Annotated in this window: 19 protein-coding genes; 8 read left to right on the top strand and 11 right to left on the bottom strand. The window is 69.0% G+C overall.

Going from position 1 to position 20,247, the window contains the following annotated elements; all coding sequences use genetic code 11:
* Nucleotides 1–9 precede the first annotated feature (9 nt).
* Nucleotides 10–1,281, bottom strand: a complete 1,272-nt coding sequence (gene icd, locus ACFR9S_RS01340) for an NADP-dependent isocitrate dehydrogenase (protein ID WP_379732421.1) — start codon at nt 1,279–1,281, stop codon at nt 10–12.
* A 107-nt stretch (nt 1,282–1,388) separates the two neighbouring features.
* Here icd and ACFR9S_RS01345 point away from each other — a divergent pair, with 107 nt between their 5' ends.
* The 3 genes from ACFR9S_RS01345 (at nt 1,389) to map (ending at nt 4,171) form a co-directional block, all read left to right on the top strand.
* Nucleotides 1,389–2,273, top strand: coding sequence for a HEAT repeat domain-containing protein (locus tag ACFR9S_RS01345; RefSeq protein ID WP_379817847.1), 885 nt, complete (start codon nt 1,389–1,391; stop codon nt 2,271–2,273).
* A gap of 75 nt (nt 2,274–2,348) precedes the next feature.
* On the top strand, nt 2,349–3,197 hold the full coding sequence (locus ACFR9S_RS01350) for an isoaspartyl peptidase/L-asparaginase (protein WP_379817849.1): 849 nt from the start codon (nt 2,349–2,351) through the stop codon (nt 3,195–3,197).
* Between the two features lie 68 nt (nt 3,198–3,265).
* On the top strand, nt 3,266–4,171 hold the full coding sequence (gene map / locus ACFR9S_RS01355; protein WP_379731921.1) for a type II methionyl aminopeptidase: 906 nt from the start codon (nt 3,266–3,268) through the stop codon (nt 4,169–4,171).
* Nucleotides 4,172–4,290: 119 nt separating this feature from the next.
* Here map and ACFR9S_RS01360 read toward each other — a convergent pair whose 3' ends face one another.
* From ACFR9S_RS01360 to ACFR9S_RS01380, 5 genes are all read right to left on the bottom strand, one after another.
* Entirely contained in the window at nt 4,291–4,491 is a 201-nt protein-coding gene (locus ACFR9S_RS01360; RefSeq protein ID WP_379731920.1) for a DUF7835 family putative zinc beta-ribbon protein, read from the bottom strand.
* A 192-nt stretch (nt 4,492–4,683) separates the two neighbouring features.
* The gene (locus ACFR9S_RS01365) at nt 4,684–6,873 is read right to left on the bottom strand and encodes an ATP-dependent DNA helicase (RefSeq protein ID WP_379817851.1); all 2,190 of its coding nucleotides are present in this window, start codon (nt 6,871–6,873) and stop codon (nt 4,684–4,686) included.
* 279 nt (nt 6,874–7,152) lie between these two features.
* Nucleotides 7,153–7,767, bottom strand: a complete 615-nt coding sequence (locus tag ACFR9S_RS01370; protein WP_379817854.1) for a dolichol kinase — start codon at nt 7,765–7,767, stop codon at nt 7,153–7,155.
* Complete coding sequence (gene glyS / locus ACFR9S_RS01375; protein WP_379731240.1) at nt 7,764–9,563, bottom strand: glycine--tRNA ligase; 1,800 nt, start codon at nt 9,561–9,563, stop codon at nt 7,764–7,766. The genes ACFR9S_RS01370 and glyS overlap by 4 nt, the downstream gene beginning before the upstream one ends.
* Entirely contained in the window at nt 9,563–10,420 is an 858-nt protein-coding gene (locus ACFR9S_RS01380; protein ID WP_379731239.1) for a CBS domain-containing protein, read from the bottom strand. The genes glyS and ACFR9S_RS01380 overlap by 1 nt, the downstream gene beginning before the upstream one ends.
* Before the next feature lie 246 nt (nt 10,421–10,666).
* Here ACFR9S_RS01380 and ACFR9S_RS01385 point away from each other — a divergent pair, with 246 nt between their 5' ends.
* The 3 genes from ACFR9S_RS01385 to ACFR9S_RS01395 all read left to right on the top strand — a co-directional run bounded on the left by ACFR9S_RS01385 (nt 10,667) and on the right by ACFR9S_RS01395 (nt 15,076).
* On the top strand, nt 10,667–10,810 hold the full coding sequence (locus ACFR9S_RS01385; RefSeq protein WP_202594626.1) for a DUF7556 family protein: 144 nt from the start codon (nt 10,667–10,669) through the stop codon (nt 10,808–10,810).
* A gap of 185 nt (nt 10,811–10,995) precedes the next feature.
* A complete protein-coding gene (locus ACFR9S_RS01390; protein WP_379731238.1) occupies nt 10,996–11,415 on the top strand; it encodes a PPC domain-containing DNA-binding protein in 420 nt (139 codons plus the stop codon).
* Nucleotides 11,416–11,440: 25 nt separating this feature from the next.
* Nucleotides 11,441–15,076, top strand: a complete 3,636-nt coding sequence (locus ACFR9S_RS01395) for a DNA polymerase II large subunit (RefSeq protein ID WP_379817856.1) — start codon at nt 11,441–11,443, stop codon at nt 15,074–15,076.
* A gap of 522 nt (nt 15,077–15,598) precedes the next feature.
* On the opposite strand, the gene ACFR9S_RS01400 is transcribed toward ACFR9S_RS01395, so the two are convergent.
* The 4 genes from ACFR9S_RS01400 to ACFR9S_RS01415 all read right to left on the bottom strand — a co-directional run bounded on the left by ACFR9S_RS01400 (nt 15,599) and on the right by ACFR9S_RS01415 (nt 18,764).
* On the bottom strand, nt 15,599–17,158 hold the full coding sequence (locus ACFR9S_RS01400) for a sulfatase (RefSeq protein ID WP_379731235.1): 1,560 nt from the start codon (nt 17,156–17,158) through the stop codon (nt 15,599–15,601).
* A 75-nt stretch (nt 17,159–17,233) separates the two neighbouring features.
* Nucleotides 17,234–17,857: an IMPACT family protein gene (locus ACFR9S_RS01405; RefSeq protein ID WP_379731234.1), complete on the bottom strand. Its 624-nt coding sequence runs from the start codon at nt 17,855–17,857 to the stop codon at nt 17,234–17,236.
* Nucleotide 17,858: 1 nt separating this feature from the next.
* A complete protein-coding gene (locus ACFR9S_RS01410) occupies nt 17,859–18,359 on the bottom strand; it encodes an amino acid-binding protein (protein WP_379731233.1) in 501 nt (166 codons plus the stop codon).
* 33 nt (nt 18,360–18,392) lie between these two features.
* Nucleotides 18,393–18,764 carry a hypothetical protein gene (locus ACFR9S_RS01415; protein WP_379731232.1) on the bottom strand — a complete coding sequence of 124 codons (372 nt, stop codon included), beginning with the start codon at nt 18,762–18,764 and terminating at the stop codon, nt 18,393–18,395.
* A gap of 87 nt (nt 18,765–18,851) precedes the next feature.
* On the opposite strand from ACFR9S_RS01415, the gene ACFR9S_RS01420 reads away from it, so the two are divergent.
* Nucleotides 18,852–19,445: a hypothetical protein gene (locus tag ACFR9S_RS01420; protein ID WP_379731231.1), complete on the top strand. Its 594-nt coding sequence runs from the start codon at nt 18,852–18,854 to the stop codon at nt 19,443–19,445.
* Here the strand turns inward: ACFR9S_RS01420 and hisB are convergent.
* On the bottom strand, nt 19,442–20,029 hold the full coding sequence (gene hisB, locus ACFR9S_RS01425) for an imidazoleglycerol-phosphate dehydratase HisB (RefSeq protein WP_379731230.1): 588 nt from the start codon (nt 20,027–20,029) through the stop codon (nt 19,442–19,444). The genes ACFR9S_RS01420 and hisB overlap by 4 nt on opposite strands.
* Nucleotides 20,030–20,046: 17 nt before the next feature.
* Between hisB and ACFR9S_RS01430 the strand changes: the two genes are divergently transcribed.
* The coding region (locus ACFR9S_RS01430) for a hypothetical protein (RefSeq protein WP_379817858.1) at nt 20,047–20,247 on the top strand (201 nt) is incomplete at its 3' end.

Consider the following 20,247-nt stretch of genomic DNA (forward strand, 5'->3'; position numbering starts at 1 on the left):
AGAAGCTGTCTACGACAGCTTCTCGATGTTGTCGATCACGGTCTCGGCGTACTCCGTCGTCGAGACCTCCTCGGCGTCCTCGCGCTGGCGCGCGAGGTCGTAGGTGACCGTCCCCTCGTCGATCGTCTTCTCGACGGCGTCGCGGATCAGCTGACCCGTGTCGTCCCAGCCGAGGTACTCGAACATCAGGCGGCCCGAGAGGATCAGCGCGGTCGGGTTCGCCTTGTCCTGCCCGGCGCGCTTGGGCGCGGAGCCGTGGACGGGCTCGGCGAGACAGCGGCCGAAGCCGAAGTTGGCGCCCGGCGCGATGCCGAGGCCGCCGATCTGGGCGCCCGCGGCGTCGGAGAGGTAGTCGCCGTTGAGGTTCGGCATCGCGAGCACGTCGAACTCGTCGGTGCGGAGCTGCATCCACTGGAGCATCGCGTCGGCGAGGCGCTCCTCGACCATGACCGCATCTTCGGGAATGTCGACCTCGTCCTGCTCCTCCCACAGCGAGTCGGGCGCCGCAAAGACCTCGTCGTCGGGGTACTCCTCGTCGGCGACCTCCATCCCCCAGTCACCGAACTGGCCCTCGGTGAACTTCATGATGTTCCCCTTGTGGACCAGCGTGACCTTGTCGCGGTCGTTCTCGATGGCGTAGTCGATCGCCTCGCGCACGAGGCGCTTGGAGCCCTTCTCGGAGATCGGCTTGATGCCGATGCCGATCGGGCCGTCGTGCATCACGTCGTCGAAGCCCATCTCGTCCTCGACGAAGTCCCGGACCTGCTCGACCTCCTCGGTGCCGGCCTCCCACTCGATGCCGGCGTACACGTCCTCGGTGTTCTCCCGGAACGTGACCATGTCCATCTCCTCGGGCGCCTTCATCGGCGACGGGACGCCGTCGAGGTAGTAGGTCGGTCGGACGTTCGCGTACAGGTCGAGCGTCTGACGCAGCGCGACGTTGAGGCTGCGGAAGCCGGCGCCGACCGGCGTCGTCAGCGGCCCCTTGATCGCGACGCGGTGCTCCTCGATCGCCTCGACCGTCTCGTCGGGGAGGTTCTCGTCGTACTTCTCGCGGGCGGTTTCGCCGGCATACACTTCCATCCAGTTCACGTCCCGACCCGTCGCCTCGGCGGCGGCGGTCAGCACGTCCTGTGCGGCCGGCCCCACGTCCTTGCCGATCCCGTCGCCGTGGATGATCGGGATGATCGGGTCGGTCGGCACGTCGAGTTCGCCGGACTCCTCGTCGGCGAGCGTGATCTTCGACCCCGACTCGGGGGGTTCGATGTGCTCGTAGCTCATAGCACGATTACCGTCTCAGAGCGAACCCAAATGCCTGCCGTTTCAGTTGTCAGGATGGTAGATCCGGGGGCGGGTTTTTGTTGGTCCGGTCGCTGCTACCGACGGGGATGACCGTCACCGACCGCACCGCGTCGCTCCGGGACGCGGCGCGAACGTCGCCGGGAGAGGCCGACCTCGACGCGCTCGTCGATTGCCTGCGCGCCGACGTCGCCGAGGAGCGGATCGCCGGTGCGGAGGCGCTCGGTTTGCTCGCGCTGGCCGGCCGCGACGTGTCGGCTGCCGTCGACGCCGCCGAACTCCGGGAGTGGGAACTCGACCTGTTCGAACGCTCCGTCGGGTTCACGCCGGGACTCGACGACGAGGTGATCATCCCGCGAACGGTCGCGTTCGCCGTCTGCGCGTCGGTCGTCACCGACCATCTCGACCCCGCGGCGCTCGTCGAACTCGTCGGGGTCCACGAGCGCCAGTACCCGGAGTTCGACGCCGACGGCCGGCGGTACACTGCGGTCGGGGAGGTCGGCTGGGCGCTGGCGTCGACGGTCATCGTCGACGAAGACCGCCTCGACGCGCTGCTCGCGCTCCTCGAACACGACGACCGGACGGTCCGCCACGTCGCGGCCGCGGCGCTGAGCGACGTGGCCGAGGAGTACCGGTCGGTCCACGGCCACCCGGTCCCGCGCCGGGAGGAACTGGCCGACACCGCCGCCGGACTGCTCGCGAGCGACGACGAGCGGCTCCGGTACCGCGGCGCGTTCACGCTGTACGAGTTCGGAATGGAGGAGCCGACGCTGCTGCAGGATCGACTCCCCCGCATCCGGGCCGCGCTCGACGACGAATACTACCTCGTCCGGAAGGAGGCGGCAGGGATGCTCGGCTTCGTCGGCGACGAGGCGTCCGTTCCCGAACTGTCGCGGCTGGCCGAGTCGGATCCGAGCGACGACGTGCGGACGAAGGCGGCGGACGCCCTCGGCTCGATCCGGGACGGGGAGTGAACCCGCCGTGGGAGCGTTCCGGCGTCCGCGGCCGTTTCCCGTGGATTGATGGGTCGGCCCGCCGCCCACTCTCCCATGCAAATCATCGTCCACGGCGGCGCCGGCAGCCAGCCCGACGAACCCGAACCCCGACAGGCGGTGCTCGACGACGCCGCCGAGGCGGGCGCGGCCGAATCGGACCCCGTCGACGCCGTCGAGGCCGCGGTGAACGTGCTCGAGGCGTCGGACCGCTTCAACGCCGGCTACGGCGGCGCAGTGCAGTCCGACGGCCGGGTACGGACCGACGCCGGGCTGATGACCTCCGACCGCGAGACGGGTGCCGTCGCGAGCATGGACGGCGTTCGGGACGCGATCTCGGCCGCTCGCGTCGTGCTGGAGGAGACGCCCCACATCTTCGTCAGCGGCGAGCACGCCGTCGACCTCGCCGCGGAGTTCGGCGTCGAGACCGACGTGGATCTGCTCACCCCGGAGAAACGCGAGTCGTACGAGGACGAAGACCCGCCGGAGGCCGGGCCGAAAGCCCACCTCGACTGGCTCGAGGAGCGCTTCGGCGGGCACGACACCGTCGGCGCGGTCGCGTTCGAGGACGGGAAGTTCGCCGCCGCGACCTCTACGGGCGGGCGGTCGTGGGCGCTCGCGGGGCGCGTGGGTGACGTGCCGCAGGTCGGCTCGGGGTTCTACTGCACGCCGGCCGGCGGCGCCTCAGCGACGGGCGCCGGCGAGGACATCGCGAAGGTGACGCTGAGCCAGCGCGCGGTCGACAAACTCGAAGCGGGCGCCGACGCACAGACCGCCGCCGAGGACGCGATCGCGGAGTTCGACGAGCTTACCGGCTCCTCCGCCGGCGTGATCGTCTGCGACGAGGAGGGGACGGGTGCGGCGTTCAACTCCGACGGGATGCAGACGAGTACGGCGACGCGGTAGCGTTCGGTCAGCAGCCCGGCGTGCCCGTGCCGGAACCTCTTTGCCGCGAACAGGCCAACCGAACAGCCATGAGCTACGGCGATCTGAGCGAGGAGGCAGTCGAGAAGCATCGGGAGGCCGGCGAGATCCTCGTCGAGGTGATGGACGAAGCGAAGGAGCTGGTCGAACCCGGCGCGACCCACCTCGAAGTCGCGGAGTCCGCCGAGGAGCGGATCGTGGAACTCGGCGGCGAGCCGGCGTTCCCCGTCAACATCAGCGTCGACAACGAGGCCTCCCACGCGACCCCCGAGGCCGACGACGAGACGGTGTTCGGCGAGGACGACATGGTCTGTCTCGACGTCGGCGTCCACGTCGACGGCTACATCGCCGACGCGGCGGTCACCGTCGACTTCTCGGGCAGCGACGAGTTGGTCGAGGCCGCCGAGCAGGCGCTCGAGGCGGCGCTGGACGAGGTCGAAGCCGGCGCCGAGGTCGGCGTCGTCGGGCAGGCCATCGAGGACGTGATCGACGGCTACGGCTACTCGCCGGTGCTCAATCTCTCCGGTCACGGGCTGGAGCGCTACGACGCCCACACGGGGCCGACGATCCCGAACCGGGGGATGGACCGCTCCGCCGAACTGCAGGCCGGACAGGTGATCGCCATCGAGCCGTTCGCCACCGACGGGAGCGGGAAGGTCGGCGAGGGGAGCCACGAGCAGATCTTCGAACTGCAGGAGGAGCGCTCGGTCCGGGACCGCGCAGCACGGCAAGCGATGGAGCAGATCACGGGCGAGTTCGACGGGCTGCCGTTCGCCCAGCGCTGGCTCGACAGCCCGCGGCCGGGGATGGCGCTGCGCCGGCTGAAAGCCGACGGCGCGATCACGGGCTACCCCGTGTTGCAGGAGGACGAGGGGCGGCTGATCTCGCAGGCCGAGCACAGCCTGATCGTGACCGAGGACGGCTACGAGTTGCTGACCGACGGGCTGTTTGGGTAAGCCGTCGGCTTCCGAGTTTTACCGAAAAACGACGGTGCCAGCGGCGCCGTTCCGACGCAGACCGGCGTGGTGAAACTCGACGGGACCCCACACCCGTCCGACAGCCACTCAGCCGGTAGTTAGGCGTTGTTCATCCGCGTCGCCGTCTCGGACCCACACGTCTGGCAGACGGAGACGCGGTAGGGCTCGCGGGAGAACTCGGAGTTCTCCTGTTGATCGCTCTCGGTCCGGATCTCGACCCGGACGTCGTGGAGCGTCTCCCCGCCACAGTCCGCACAGTTCTCCTGAACGCTGTCGGGGTCGGAGGGTTGAGTGGCCATGCGCGACCCACTACATGGAGGAGCCGGATAAAGGCGGCGCTGGTCGTACTCGACAGGACGGCGGCGAGAGTGCCCACGAACGGCCGTCGCGACCCGCCTTCGACGGGGCGACGACCGCTCGTACCTGCCCAGCGGCGATCGACTGTGACTGGTTCTTTCGGTAGGGGTGGTAAATACGTTACGACAGCCGTGTTAGGGCTGCGGCGGCGCGCCGTCGTACGCGTCGCGGTCGCCGTAGAAGTTCAGCATCCCGAACTTCAGCTTCTCCGGGTTCATGTCGATGAGCTCGTCGCGCTCCTCCTCGGGGAACGTGTCCCGGACCGAGAACCGCCCCATGTCCGCGCGAGTGTAGCGCTTGTCCGCGAGCACGCGGACGCCGAAATCCTCCGGCGAGCGGATCACCCGCCCCAGCGCCTGCCGGGTCTTGCGGACCGTCGGAATCTCGACCGCGTAGCGCCAGCCGGCGTTGTCCCGGCCGCCGTAGGCGCGGTCGTAGGCGTCCTGGACGGCCTCCAGTCGGTCGTCGATGTGGGGGTAGGGGACGCCGACGAACACGACGGTCCGGGCGTCGTCGCCGTCGAAGCTCACTCCCTCCGCGAGCGTCCCCCACAGCGAGGTGAAAAGCGCCGCGTGCTCGCCCTCGACGAAGCGTTCGCGGAGTTCCTCGGTGTCCACGTCCGACCCGTCGAGCAACAGTTCCGCGTCGCCGGCGTCGGCGTCGCCGACGGCTCGCCCCCCGCCGCCGCCGAGGCGCTGGTAGTAGCGCTCGGCCTCGCTGTAGGACGGGAAAAAGAGCAGCGTGTTCCCGGGCGTGAACTCCACCACGTCCGAGACGAGCGCCGACACCGACTCCTGTACCTCGGGGTCGCCGCGGTCGCTGGCGAACAGTGCGGGGGTGCCGGCGGCGTACGTTCGGCGGTGCTCCTCGGGGTACTCCAGCCCGTACGCCATCGTCACGGGGTCGTCGAGGCCGAGCACGTCCGCGGCCACGTCGAACGGCCGGAGGGTCGCGGACATCAGCACGCTCGCGTACACCTCGTCGAACAGCGCCTCGGTCACGCGGCGGGGGATGCAGGTGTACAGTTCGGCGCGGCCGTAGATCTCGTCGGTTCCCTCGTCCCGGCGGACCGAGACCACTGGGTACTGGCCGAGTTCGGCGTTCTCCTCCATCCACGTCGCGACGAACCGGGCGGCCGCGAGCGTCGAACTCTCGGCGCGGGAGGTCGCCTCGCCGTTCTTGTACGCCTCCTCGTACTCCTCGTCGATCGCCTCGCCCAACTGGACTGCGAGCTCCGTCTCCGTCTCGATCCCCCGGCCCTCGTAGTTCCGCAGGAACGCGAGCGTGAGATCGTCGCGGGCGTCGTCGTTGGCGATCGATACGTCGTGCCAGTGCTCGTCGATCCCCTCGCGTTCGCCGTACTCGAACCCGTCCTCGTAGGCGTCGACCAGCGCGTCGCGGAACGCGCCGATCACGTTCTCGGCGGCGTCGGCCCGGGAGTCCTCGCGGTCGTCGAGTTCGTCGAGCGCGCTGTCGAGCGTGTTCTCGGTGAGGCTCCGGCTGGCGTGATCCCGCGCGGCGGACTCGATGTTGTGAGCCTCGTCGAACACCGTGACCACGCGCTCCGGCTCGCGGTCGAGCCACCGGAAGAACTGCTCGCGGATGTTGGGGTCGAGCAGGTGGTGGTAGTTACAGACCACGAGATCGACCGCCTCCATCCCTTCCTTCAGCAGTTCGTAGCCACAGAGCTGGTTCCGGTCGGCGTACTCGTAGATCTCCTCGGGCGTGCGGACGCCCTCGTACAGCCACTCGTAGAACTCCTCGTTGTCGCCGAGGAGGTTGTTCCGGTAGTGCTCGCAGACGTTGGCGCTCTCGACGTCCTCGATGCGGTCCTCGACCGCCTCCAACTCCTCCATCACCGCCTCGCGGCGTTGGGCGGCCGCGGCGTCGCCCTCGCGGCTGGCGTCGAGCAGTTCCCGCTGCTGGACCTCGAGTTCGCGCTTCTCGGCCTCGTCCTCGACCAGTTCGCGGGTGGTGTCACGCAGCGTCTGACACTCCTGATAGTCGACATCGATGTGACACATCGAGGACTTCCCCTTGAACACTACTGCGCGGATGTCCTCCTCGTCGTTGATCGCGCGGGCCTCCTCGACGAACTGGCGCATCTGCTGGTGGACGTTGGTCGTGATGACGACGGTGCGGTCCTCCTCACGGGCGTGCTCGAGCGCGGGCACGAGCGCCGAGAGCGTCTTGCCAGTCCCGGGTGCCCCCTCGAACAGCACGTCGTCGCCGTCGTCCAGCGCGGCGGCGATGCGAGTCATCGCCTCGCCCTGGTTGGGGTAGGGGCTGTCGTACGGGAAGAACCGTCGCGTCGTCTCTGCCACTACTGGGAGTGGGGCGTTCTCGGTCAAAAACTCTCGGGGCGAGGCCGGAAAACGTCGCGCCTGTGGCGCGACGGCAAACGGCCTCGTAGACGAGCGGCGAACGGAGTGAGCCGCGAGCAGGGAGAAGGGAATGAAAACGCGATCGACCCCTCGAAAACCGAAAAACGAACGACTACGGGACGCACTCCCGACGCCCGACGTTGAAAAAGAACGAGCGAAAACTCCCCGTGGGCTCGGCTCTCACACCCCTCCGTTTCGACTGGAGATCGCGCCGCCCGCTCAGAGCCCGAGTGCGGCCGACAGGCCCGGGCCGACGGCGACGAACACGAGCGTGATCCCGATCGCGGCCGCCGGGGGGATGGTGGCGTTGTCGTCGACGACGTAGCCCGCGACGACCGGTTTCACGCCGTCGGCCAGCGTCGCGCCCGCGGCGCCCGCGGCGGCGGCCGCGAGGCCGATCGGCAGCGGCGTCACCGCGGCGGTAAACGGCGCCGCCAGCGCGAAGCAAACGAGGAACATCACGCCGAGGACACCCGCCTGTTTGGCGCTGCCCGCGTCGTTGTCGCCCAGATAGCCCGAGACGGGGTCGCCGACGATGAGCATCAGCATCCCCGGGAGCGCCACCGCAGGGGTGAACACGAACGCCACGACCGTCTGGGAGTAGGCGTACAGCGCGTAGCCAGCGACGTTGTCGCGTTCGTACTCGCGGGCCAGCGTGTCGAACAGCGGCCACTCGTAGTCGAGCACGAGCCGGACGAACTCGAGCGCCGTGACCGCCAGCGAGAGCGCCACGAGCAGGAGGCGCACTTCCGGCCAGTCGACCACGCCGAGCAGGTACAGCGCGGGAATCCCCACCCCGGAGGCGTGGACGCCACGGCGCCCGAGTTCGCTCATTCGTCCGCGGTCTCGACCGTCTCGTACCGGCTCAGTACGGCCTCGAAGTCGGCGTCGCCGTCGCGCAGCGCCTCGAGCTGGCCGACCAGTTCCCCGACCGGGATGCGGGCCTGCGCGCCCGTGTCGCGGTCCCGGAGCGTGACGGTCGTGGGGTCGTCCTCCAGCCCGTCGCGGTCGACGGTGACACAGAACGGCGTGCCGACCTCGTCCTGCCGGCGGTAGCGCCGACCGATCGAACCCGAGTCGTCCCGGGTCGCGTCGAAGCCGGCGTCACGCAGCGTCGAGACCACGTCGCTGGCGGTGTCGAGCAGCGGCTCGTGGTTGCTGACCAGCGGGAACACCGCCACGTCCGTCGGCGCCATCTCGGGGGCGAGCGAGAGGTAGTCCCGGGGTTCGCCGCCGAGTTCGTCGCGCTGGAGCCCGTGATCGATTAGGGTGTAGACGGTCCGGTCCACACCGAAGGAGGGTTCGACGACGTGGGGGACGATGTGCTCGCCGGCCTCGGTCTCCTCGACGACCTCGAAGTTCGCCACGTCGGTGTCGACGGTGTACTCCTCGCCGTCGACGGCGACGGTCACTTCGTCGTCGTGGAACGCGTCGGGGTCGCGCTCGGCCAGCGCCGCGAGCGCCTCGGCGACCGCGCCGGCGTCGCCGCCGAACTCGGGACCGAGCGTCGACATGTCGGGGTCGACCGTCGGGCGTTCGACCGTGCGCGGCTCGTCGTACTGCTTGAACACGGTGAAGTTGTCGTCGCTGGCCTCGGCGTGTTTCGAGAGGTCGTAGTCGCTCCGGGTCGAGAAGCCGGCGATCTCGATCCAGTCGCCGCCGGCGCTCTCGACTTTCGCCTCGGCGTCCCAGCAGTCCGCGGCGTAGTGGGCGCGCTCGCCCGGGAGGTGCTGGCGGAAGCGCAGCTTCTCGGTGTCGACGCCGATCCGCTCGTACCACTCCTGGGCGACGCCGAGGTAGTAGGCGATCCACTCCGAGGAGATCACGTTCTGCTCGACAGCCTCGGCGACGGTCAACTCCTGATACCCCTCCGCGGCCGGCGCGTCCTCGGCCTGCTCGGGCGCGGGGTAGAGCCGGAGTTCGACGTCCGCGACCTTCTGGAGGTCGGGTTCGTCGGTCTCGGGGTCGATGAACGTCTCCAGTTCGGCCTGCGTGAGCTCGCGCACGCGGATCAGGCCACGGCGCGGCGAGATCTCGTTGCGGTACGCCTGGCCGATCTGGGTGACGCCGAAGGGGAGCTTCCCGCGGGCGTACTCCTTCAGCCGCGGGAACTCCACGAAGATGCCCTGAGCGGTCTCGGGCCGGAGGTAGCCCGGCTGGCCCGAGCCGGGACCGATGCTCGTCTCGAACATGAGGTTGAACTCCTCGACCGATTGGCCGCCGAGGTCGGCGCCACAGGCCGGGCAGGTGAGCTCGTGTTCGGCGATCAGGTCGGCGACCTCCTCGGGGTCGAGCGCCTCGGCGTCCTCGAGGTCGGTCGCGTCCTCGACGAGGTGGTCCGCGCGGTGGGACTCGCCACACTCCGCGCACTCGACGAGCATGTCGTCGAACGTGTCGAGGTGGCCCGACGCCTCGAAAACGGGCTCGGGCATGATCGTCGGCGCCGCGATCTCCTCGTTGTCCTCCTTGAGCGCGAAGCGGTCGCGCCAGGCGGCCTCGACGTTGCGCTTGAGCGCCGCGCCCTCCGGGCCGAACGTGTAGAAGCCAGCGGCGCCGCCGTAGGCCTCCGCCGAGGCGAAGAAGAAGCCGCGGCGCTTGGCGAGCTCGGTCACGTCGGCGTGTTCGCTCATCAGACTGCCTCCAGCAGGTGGACGTCCCGGAGCACGCCGGCGAGTTCGCCGCCGCTGACGACCGGGATCTGTTCGATGTCGTTCGTGATCATCAGCTGTGCGGCCTCGACGGCGGACTTGCGCTTCGAGACGGTCACCACGTCCTCGGTCATGAACGTCGAAACCGGCTCGTCGGGGAACTCGACGTTCCGCGTGGGGACGTAGCGGTTGCCGACCGACTGCACGCTCTCCCACTTCCAGTCCTCGTCGTCGCCGGCCATCGAGGCGCCGGCGTTCTCCTCGCCCTCGACGACCTCGGCGACGGCGACGATGTCGACCTCGGTGAGCATCCCCGTCATCTCCGCGTCGTCGCCGAGGACGACCGTGTACGGCACGTCCGCGAGGCCGATCTCGCGCTCGGCGACCGGGAGCGGCGTCCCGGCGTAGGTGGTGTTGACCGTCCCGTTACAGAGGCCCCCAACGTCGGCCTCGGTGCCGACCTCCTCGCGGGCGAGCGCGTGGATCACGTCCGTGATGGTGACGATCCCCACGAGCGTCCCGTCGTCGGTGGCGTCGACGACCGGGACGCGACGGGTGCCCGCCGAGAGCATCAGCGCCGCGAGCTCGTGGAGCGTCGCGTCGGCGGTCGTGGTCGGGACCTCGCGCATCAGCATCGCGAGGTCGTCCTCGTCGGGGTGTTCGATCAGGTCGTCCCGGGAGACCAGCCCCCGGTAGCGCTCGCCCGCCTCGGTGTCGCGGACGACGGGAACGGAGGAGAACTTCCGTTCCTGCAGGTACTCGAGGGCGTCGTCGCGCGAGCCCGGGAGCGAGACAGTCACGAGGTCTTCCGCGGGCGTCATGGCGTCGGCAACCTTCATGGGTTTCCCTTCTCTTGGCCCCCTCTTGTACTCTGCGAAGGTGTGCGCGGTACTGGCAGCCGCGTATTCCGAAGGTGTGCGCGGCGATGGCAGCCGCGTATTCCGAAGGTGACACCCCGAACACGGATGCCGAACGCGTGTCCGGCTCTGACGGACACGAACCCCCTCGAGCACGGGGAAGGCGGCCGTGTGAACCCTCCTCAATGTTTCGACGGGTTTATATCGCTGTGCGTGGGATAGTGTACCATGGCACCGGGCACGGTTCACGGCGGCGACGACGTGATGGGCTCGCTGGACGACGCCGAGTTCGTTATCGCGGATCTCGGCCGGGAGGAGGCCTGGATCTCGGTAGCCGAGGCCGACGCGCCGGTCGTCGAGGAGTGGGCGTAACGGCCACGCCCGTTCTCGACCGTCGATCCGCCGTTTTTCCGCCCGCTTCGAACGCCGAGCAGTCACGGGACCGTGAACTCCCCTTCCGTCGCTCGATTCCGAACGGGAGCGCCGGACGCCGTCGTTCGAGCGGGAGCGAGGCGGCAGGGGTGAGGTTTTTGTCCTCGTCGCTGCTGTACTTCCGTATGGATTACCGCGAACTCTCGCCCGACCGCGAGTTCCTCGCGCGGCTCGAGACCGGCGCCGACTGGCGCGAGGAGATCGAGTCGCTGGCGGTCGAGGAGGACGTCGACGCGGCGTGGTTCAACGCGATGGGCGCGGTGCAGGACGCCGTCGTCTGGTTCTACGACCAGCAGGCGGGCGAGTACGAGTCCGTCGAGTTCGAGGAGCCGCTGGAGGTCGCGGCCTGCATGGGCAACGTCTCCTACCTCGACGGCGAGCGGTTCGCGCACACCCACGCCGTGCTCTCGCGGCCGAGCGGGCAGGCGCTCGCGGGCCATCTCGACGCCGGCACGGTGTTCGCGGGCGAGGTGTACATGCGGACGTTCGAGGAACCGCTGGAGCGGGAACACGACGAGGAGACCGATCTGGACCTCTGGCTGTGACCCCGACACTCCGAGGTGAGAAGCGGTGAGAGACGACGACGAGCGGTACTTCGAGCGGCTGGAGGACCAGCTCGACGACGCGTTCGAGCGCGCGGAGGCCGCCCGCGAGCAGGGCCGGGACCCAAAGACGGAGATCGAGATCCCGACCGCGCGGGACATGGCCGACCGCGTCGAGAACATCCTCGGCATCCCCGGCGTCGCCGAGCGCGTCCGGGAACTCGAAGGACAGATGAGCCGCGAGGAGGCCGCGCTCGAACTCGTCGAGGACTTCGTCGACGGCAACGTCGGCGACTACGACAGCCGCGAGGGGAAGATCGAGGGCGCGGTCCGAACCGCGGTCGCCCTCCTCACGGAGGGTGTCGTCGCCGCGCCGATCGAGGGCATCGACCGCGCGGAACTACTGGAAAACGACGACGGGACGGAGTTCGTCAACGTCTACTACGCCGGCCCGATCCGCTCCGCAGGTGGGACCGCACAGGCACTGTCGGTGCTCGTCGCCGACTACGCCCGCTCGCTGCTCGGGATCGAGGAGTTCCACGCCCGCGACGACGAGATCGAACGTTACGCCGAGGAGATCGCGCTGTACGAGAAGGAGACCGGCCTCCAGTACACGCCGAAGGACAAGGAGACGAAGTTCATCGCCGAGCACATGCCGATCATGCTCGACGGCGAGGCGACCGGCGACGAGGAGGTCTCCGGCTTCCGCGACCTCGAGCGCGTCGACACCAACTCCGCCCGCGGCGGGATGTGTCTCGTCATGGCCGAGGGGATCGCGCTGAAGGCGCCGAAGATCCAGCGCTACACCCGCCAGCTCGACGAGGTCGACTGGCCGTGGCTGCAGGACCTCATCGACGGGACGTACTACGACGAGGGCGGCGACGCTGCGGACGACGAGGACGCGGAAGACGAGGAGGAAGCGGAGGCCGAGGACGACGAAGAGGAAACCGAGTCCGAGGGGCCGGTCCGGCACGAGCCCGCGACGAAGTACCTCCGGGACCTGATCGCCGGGCGGCCGGTGTTCAGCCATCCCTCCGAGTCCGGCGGCTTCAGGCTCCGGTACGGCCGGGCCCGCAACCACGGCTTCGCGACCGCCGGCGTCCACCCCGCGACGATGCATCTGGTCGACGACTTCCTCGCGACGGGGACCCAGATCAAGACTGAGCGGCCGGGGAAGGCCGCCGGCATCATCCCGGTCGACTCGATCGAGGGGCCGACCGTCCGCCTCGCGAACGGCGACGTGCGGCGGATCGACGACCCCGAGGAGGCGCTGGAGATCCGCAACGGCGTCGACGAGATCCTCGACCTCGGCGAGTACCTCGTCAACTTCGGCGAGTACGTCGAGAACAACCACCCGCTCTCGCCGGCCTCCTACGCCGTCGAGTGGTGGGAACAGGAGTTCGACGACGCCGGCGCGGACGTGCAGGCGCTCCGGGACGACCCACACGTCGACCTCGACGACCCCGGCCCCCGAACCGCGCTGGACTGGGCCGACCGCTACGACTGCCCGCTCCATCCGGAGTACACCTACCTCTGGCACGACATCTCCGTCGCTGAGTACGACGCGCTCGCGGCCGCGGCGGCCGACGGCGAGATCGCGGACGACGAACTCCGACTGCCGCGGAGCGACGACGTGCAGCGCGCGCTGGAACGGCTGCTGGTCGAGCACACCGCGACCGAGGAGACGCTGGTCGTGCCGGAGTACCGCCCGCTGCTGCGCTCGCTGGGCGTGACGACGGAACTGGAGCGGGAGTGGACTCCCGCGGACCTGAGCGAGCGCGCGCGAACGTGGGGCGCCGACGCGGCGGCGAAGGACGAGGCAGTCGCGGACGGCGGGATGGCGGTCCGGGACGACTCAAGCGACTCGGTCCCCACAGAATCGGCCGCCGACACGTCGAGAGAGTCGCCCCCGCTGCCCGGGACGAACGCGATCGAGGCGGTGAACGAGATCGCCCCCTTCACCGTTCGGGAGCGCGCCCCCACCCGGATCGGGAACCGGATGGGCCGCCCGGAGAAGTCCGAGAGCCGGGACCTCTCGCCGGCGGTCCACACGATGTTCCCGATCGGCGAGGCCGGCGGCAGCCAGCGCGACGTGGCCAAAGCCGCCACAGAGCGCACCGCCGCCGGCCGGGGACAGATCGAGGTCAGCCTCGGCGAGCGCGAGTGCCCGAACTGCGGCGAGCACACCTACGAGAACCGCTGTCCGGAGTGTGAGACGCACACGGAGCCGTACTACGAGTGCGACGACTGCGGCGTCGAGGTCGAACCGGACGAGTCCGGCCGCGTCGTCTGCCCGCGCTGTGAGTGGGAGGTCGAGAGCCCCGAGGAGCGCACCATCGACCTCAACTCCGTGTACCACGACGCGCTCGAGAACATCGGCGAGCGCGAGGGGAGCTTCTCGATCCTGAAGGGCGTGCAGGGGCTGATGTCGGCGAACGAGACCCCCGAACCGATGGAGAAGGGGATCCTCCGAGCCAAACACGACGTCTCGTCGTTCAAGGACGGGACCGTGCGCTACGACATGACCGACCTGCCGGTCACCTCGGTCCGGCCCGAGGAACTGGACACCACCGCCGCGGAGTTCCGCCGGCTCGGCTACGAGACCGACATCGACGGCGAGCCGCTGGAGCACGACGACCAGTTGGTCGAACTCAAGGTGCAGGACATCGTGCTCCCCGACGGCGCCGCCGAGCACATGATGCGTACGGCGGACTTCGTCGACGACCTGCTCGAACGCTTCTACGGGCTGGAGCCGTTCTACGAGGTCGAGGAGCGCGACGACCTGGTCGGCGAACTCGTGTTCGGGATGGCGCCGCACACCTCCGCGGCGGTCGTGGGGCGCGTCGTGGGGTTCACGAGCGCCGCCGTCGGGTACGCGCATCCGTACTTCCACGCTGCGAAGCGGCGCAACTGCGACGGCGACGAGGACTGCGTCATGCTGCTGCTCGACGGCCTGCTCAACTTCTCGAAGGAGTTCCTGCCCGACCAGCGCGGCGGCCGGATGGACGCCCCGCTGGTGATGTCCTCCCGGATCGACCCCTCGGAGATCGACGACGAGGCGCACAACATGGACATCGTCCGGCAGTACCCCAAGGAGTTCTACGAGGCCACCCTCGAGATGGCCGACCCCGAGGAGGTCGAGGAGCTGATCCAGATCGGCGAGGACACGCTCGGCACCGACGACGAGTACCACGGGTTCGACCACACCCATGACACCACCGACCTCGCGCTCGGGCCGGACCTCTCGGCGTACAAGACCCTCGGCGACATGGAGACGAAGATGGACGCCCAACTCGAACTCTCCCGGAAGCTCCGGGCCGTCGATCAGACCGACGTGGCCGAGCGCGTGATCGAGAACCACTTCCTGCCGGACCTGATCGGGAACCTCCGGGCGTTCTCCCGGCAGGAGACGCGCTGTCTCGACTGCGGCGAGAAGTACCGCCGGGTGCCGCTGACCAGCGACTGCCGGGAGTGCGGCGGCCGGATGACGCTGACCGTCCACCGCGGCTCCGTGAACAAGTACATGGACATCGCCGTCGAGGCCGCCGAGGAGTACGGCTGCCGGGACTACACGAAACAGCGGTTGGAGGTGCTGGAGCGGTCGCTGGAGTCGATCTTCGAGAACGACAAGAACAAACAGAGCGGGATTGCGGATTTCATGTAGGATACGGCGAGGATATCCTCGTTTTTGGTCTCGGTTCTGCTTTTCGCGACGGCGACTTCTGCGACGGCGACTTCTGCGACGGCGACTTCTGCGACGGCGACTTCTGCGACGGCGACTTCTGCGACGGCGACGGCATCTCGACACTAGACCTCTTGTGACCGCAACCGCCCCGCACAGCCCACGAACCTCCCCAGCCGACTCGCTCCCTACGGTCGCTCGTCCCTCGCGCGCTCGTTCGCGCCGTCGCGCTCACGTCGCGCGCCGACCGCCACAGCGGTGCGGTGGCGGTGGACGCCTCGCGGCCGTCGACGAGAGCGAAGCTCTCGTCTGCCAATCAGAAATCTCTGATTTCTGATGACGGCGACGGTCGCCGGCCGCGGGGGGAGGGGACTCGGCACTGCACCGGGCTTCATGCGAGGCGCTCTGCGGTCGCAAGTGGTCAAGCATCGAGATGCGGTTGCTGCTTGCTGATCGTCCTAACCGAAGAACCACCCAAAGAAAACCAATCGACCCGAACGCCAGCTACTCCATATACCCCAGATCCTGCAGCCGCTCCTGAATCTCCTCGTCCATCTCCTCCACCGAGTCGTCGCTGACCTCACCCGCAGCAGCGCTCGTCCACGCGCCGCCGATCTCGGTCTCGAAGATCGCCAGTTCGCCTTCCACCTCATCGATCGCTTCGTCATCCGAATCCGCGAGGTTCTCCGTCTCGCCGGGGTCCTCGTCCAGCCGATAGGCCTCGTCCTCGATCCGGTCGATCCGGACGTACTTCGCGTCGGCCCGGCGCGCCGCGCGCATCCGCGCGTAGAACCGCGAGTCCTCGTCGAGCTCGATCCCGGCGTCGGCGGCCTTCTCCTCCAGCTGCTTGAGTTCGACCACCGGGCGCGAGTACTCGATAAATCCGGTCTCGCCCGACGGCGCGGCCTGCTGGGCCGGGTCCGGGTCGTCGGCCCGGTCGAACTCGCGGTAGGAGTCCGAGAGCAGCGAGCGCGTGGGGTCGAGCGCGACTGCCTCCTCCTCGGTCGCCGTCGCGGTCGCGTCGGCGTCGAACGTGTCGAGCACGGTGTGGTAGAGGTCGAGCAGTTCGACCGTATCCTCACGGCGGTCCGCGTCCAGTTCGGGGTGTTTCACCATCAGCGGGACGTTCACGAGGGGATCGTACAGCCCGAACTCGTGGCCGTAGAGACCGTGCTCGCCGTGGAGTTCGCCGTGGTCCGCGCAGACCACGACCGCGGTGTCGTCCCAGCGGCCCGTCTCCTTCAGCCAGTCGAACAGCCGGGTGAGCTGGCTGTCGATGTGGGCGATCTCGGCGTCGTACAGCCCGCGGATGTCGTCCCACTCCTCGTCGTCGATCTCCTGTGCGCCGGAGTTGTAGAGTTTCGAGTTCTGGCAGACCTCGTTCGAGTCGACGCCGGGGGCGAACTCCTCGCGGAACTCCTCCGGCGGGTGGTACGGCAGGTGGGCGTCCATGAGGTTGATGAAGGAGAACCACCCGTCGCCATCGCCCGATTCCGCGTCCTCGACGAACTGCTTGGTGCGGTCGATCACTCGCGGCGTCTTGGAGTCTGCGCCCTCGCCCGAACTCAGGTACTCGTGGGCGGTGTTGCCCGCGCTGACGATCATGTCCGCCAGCTTCCGGAGCCGGGGGTTGTCGTTGAGCACCTGCCACATGCGGGCGAGCGGGCCAGAGAGCAGGTCGCCCGGCATCACCTCGAAGAAGTTGTCCTGATCGTCGAAGCCGTCGGTGAGGTGGGTGTAGGGAGTGATCCAGGCGTTCGAGGAGTAGCAAGCGGTGTCGTGGCCCGCCGCCGAGAGCGACTGAGCGAGCGTCGTCGCCCCTTCGAGGTAAGGGTTCTCCTGATCGGCGCCGTGGCGGGAGGGGTACATCCCCGTGAAGATGGAGGCGTGGACCGGGAGCGTCCACGGCGCGGGCGCGACGGCGTTGTCGAACACGGTCGCCTCCTCGGCGAACGCGTCGAGGCCGGGCGTCGTGTCACGGTCGTAGCCGTACGGGCCGAGGTGGTCCTTCCGGACCGTGTCCATCACCACGAAGAGGACGTTCTCGGGCGAGCCGCTGGTCATACCCCGAGTAGTGGCTGTTGGGCGGATAAGTTTCCTGTTCCGTGCCGACCGCCGGTCCCCGACGACAGCCGCCGGCTACTCGACTCGCGCCCGGCCGCTGGTCGCGGACTGGATGCGATCGCGCAGGTCGTCGCTCTCGGTGACCGGGACCGACACGTCGAAGCTGACCTCGGCCTCGTACGCGGCGTCGAACTCGCAGTCGGCGCCCTCGAGCAGCCCCCGAACCGTCCCGGAGTCGTCGTAGTCGACGGTGACGGTGAAGCGGTGGCGCGGCTGGACCTCGGTGACGCCGGCGTCGTCGACGGCTTCCTTCACTGCGCGGGAGTAGGCGCGGGCCAGCCCGCCAACGCCGAGATTCGTCCCGCCGTAGTAGCGCGTCACGACCGCGACGACGTTCCGGATCTCGCGCTGCTGGAGCACGTTCAGCGCGGGCTTGCCCGAGGAGCCAGTCGGCTCGCCGTCGTCGCTCTGGTACTCCCGGATCATGACCTCGTTCACGCGGTCCGGCGAGGTCTCGCCCGCGGGGACGCGGTACGCCGGGACGTTGTGGGTGGCGTCGTCGTACTCCGCGTCGACGGCGTCGACGAACGCCTCCGCGGCCTCGACGGTGTCGACGCGGTCGACGTGGCCGATGAACTCCGAGCCGCGGATCTCGAAGCGGGCCTCCCCGCGGCCGGCGACGGTGCGGAACGGCTCCATCTCAGAAGCTCACTTCCCGGACGTGCGGCAGGTCGTGGACCCGCTTCAGCAGGTCGCCGGACGGTTCGTCGTCGAGGATCAGGTACAGCATCGGCTCGTCGGCGAACTCCGGGTCGTCCGAGAGCACCTGCCGGATCGAGTGCCCCTCCTCGGCGACGATCTCGGTGACGCGGGCGACGATGCCCGCGGCGTCTGCGTCGGTCGGTTTGACCCGGACGACGGTGAAGTCGAGCACGGGCGCGAGATCCATCAGGCTCGGCACCGCCGAGATGTTCTGGAAGATGTCCCGGAGCTCGTCGTCCGCCAGTAGCGCCTCCGTGGTGGAGTCGACGACGCGGCGATCGACGCCGACCTCCCGGGCGATCTGCGTGTCGGGGATCTCGATGCCGCCGGAGACGACCCGCCCCTCGTCGTTGATCGAGAAGCCGCGTTCGAGCAGCAGACGCACCACCGCCTGCTGGGAGGGCGACCCCTCGAACTTCTCCATGATCTCGTCGAACACGTTACCGTGAAAGGGGGCGCGGCAGGGTTAAAGTCACTCTCCTCGCTCGGCGGCCGATCGGGCGGGCGTGTTCCCGGCCGCGCGGTCGATCTGACAGTCGATGCAGCGGTCGTCCTCGTAGCAGTGCTCGACGCCGTGTGGGCAGTCCCACGCCGACTCCTCGGCGGAGAGTCGGCGCTTCTCGCGTTCCCACGCGCGCTCCCACTCCTCGATCGTCCCGTTGCGCTCGGAGTGGTAGACGACCTCGTCGTCCTGCAGGATCTTCGCCTCCTCGAACTCGCTCGCGGCTTTCACGGTCGCGACGGCGTCGGCGATCGACGTGACCGACTCGCTCTCGACGCCGTGGCGTCGGAACAGCTTGACGACGATCGAGCGGCCGGTGGTCTCGGTCGGCGGGATGTCCACGGTATCCGAGGTCGTCGCTCGCCGGCCTTAAGCGGCGGGTCGGCCCACACGACACAGATTTTTCCCCGGCGGGGGCGACACCCGACCATGGCCGACCTCCAGTCGTGTTACTTCTGTGGCGCGCCCGACGAACTCGGGGAGTACGCGGTGGTCCCGCCCCGCCTCGGCGGCGGCGACCGCTCGGTAGCGCTCTGTCCGGACTGCAAGACGAAACTGCTGCGCGTGATGGAGCCGCTGATCGAGCGGGCCGAAGGCGGCGACGGAGCGAGTGCGGAGGCAGCCGACGCGGCGGACGACTCGACCGCAGCGCAGTCCACGACGGGCGCGCACAGCGATCCCGGTCCCGCGACGGGCGGGGTCACGATGAGTTCGGGCGGGAGTCCGGAGTCGGGCGGTGGCGGTGAGGGGGGTGGTGGTGAGGCAGGTGTCGGTGAGGCGGGTGGCGATGGAACAGGCGACGGTGCGGGGTCGCGACCCGGTACCGGGGAGGGGACGCCCCCGAGCTACCGCCGGGCGATGCGGATGCTCTCGAACCGGCCGTTCCCGATCGAGCGCAGCGAGGCGGAGTCGATGCTGGCGAACGCCTACGACCTCGAACGCGAGGAGATCGACGCGGTGCTCTCACACGCGGCGTCGGAGGGACGGCTCGTCGTCGAGGACGGGGAGATACGGGAGCCTTAGAGCGTCTCCTTCGTGCTCGGGGTGTCGCTCCGGCGCTCGTCCAGCCGGGTGGCGTCGTCGAGCGCGCGGGCGAGTCCCTTGAACAGGGCTTCGACCTCGTGGTGGGCGTTGTCGCCCTCGATCTCACAGTGGAGCGTGAGGCCGGCGTGCTGGCCCAGCGAGCGCGCGAAGTGGCGGGCGAGCACGCTGGTGAACTCGCCGACCGTCTCCTGCGAGAACGCGCCGTCGAACCGGAAGTACGGGCGACCGGAGACGTCGACGACGACGCTCGCCTGCGCCTCGTCCATCGGGACGCGGCGGTCGGCGAACCGGCGGATGCCCGAGCGATCCGCGAGCGCCTCGTCGAACGCCTGCCCGAGGACGATCCCCACGTCCTCGACCGTGTGGTGGTCGTCGATCTCGAGGTCGCCGTCGCAGGTCAGTTCGAGGTCGAACAGGCCGTGCCGGGCGAAGGCGTCGAGCATGTGGTCGAGGAAGCCGATCCCGGTGTCGACCTCGCTGTCGCCGCTCCCGTCGAGCGTGAGCGTGCAGTCGATCTCGGTCTCGGCCGTCTCCCGGGCGACGGTCGCGTGCCGGTCGGTCATGGTTGGGAGGGCGTTCCGTGGGGGCAAAGCGGTTGTGGAAGGGTGGAGTAGTGGTGTTCGGTGTCTCGACCGCCGAGTTCGGTGTTTCAACGGCAAACAGGACCGCCGAATTCGGTGACCTGACCGCAAACACGACCGCGGAGTGGGCTAGACCACTTGCGACCGCCCCGCACAGCCCTCAGGCCTCCCCAGCCGACTCCTTCCCTCACGTCCGTTCG

Origin of the sequence: Halolamina salina (genome assembly GCF_042678005.1) — an archaeon.
In the GTDB taxonomy this organism is placed as follows: Archaea; Halobacteriota; Halobacteria; order Halobacteriales; family Haloferacaceae; genus Halolamina; species Halolamina salina.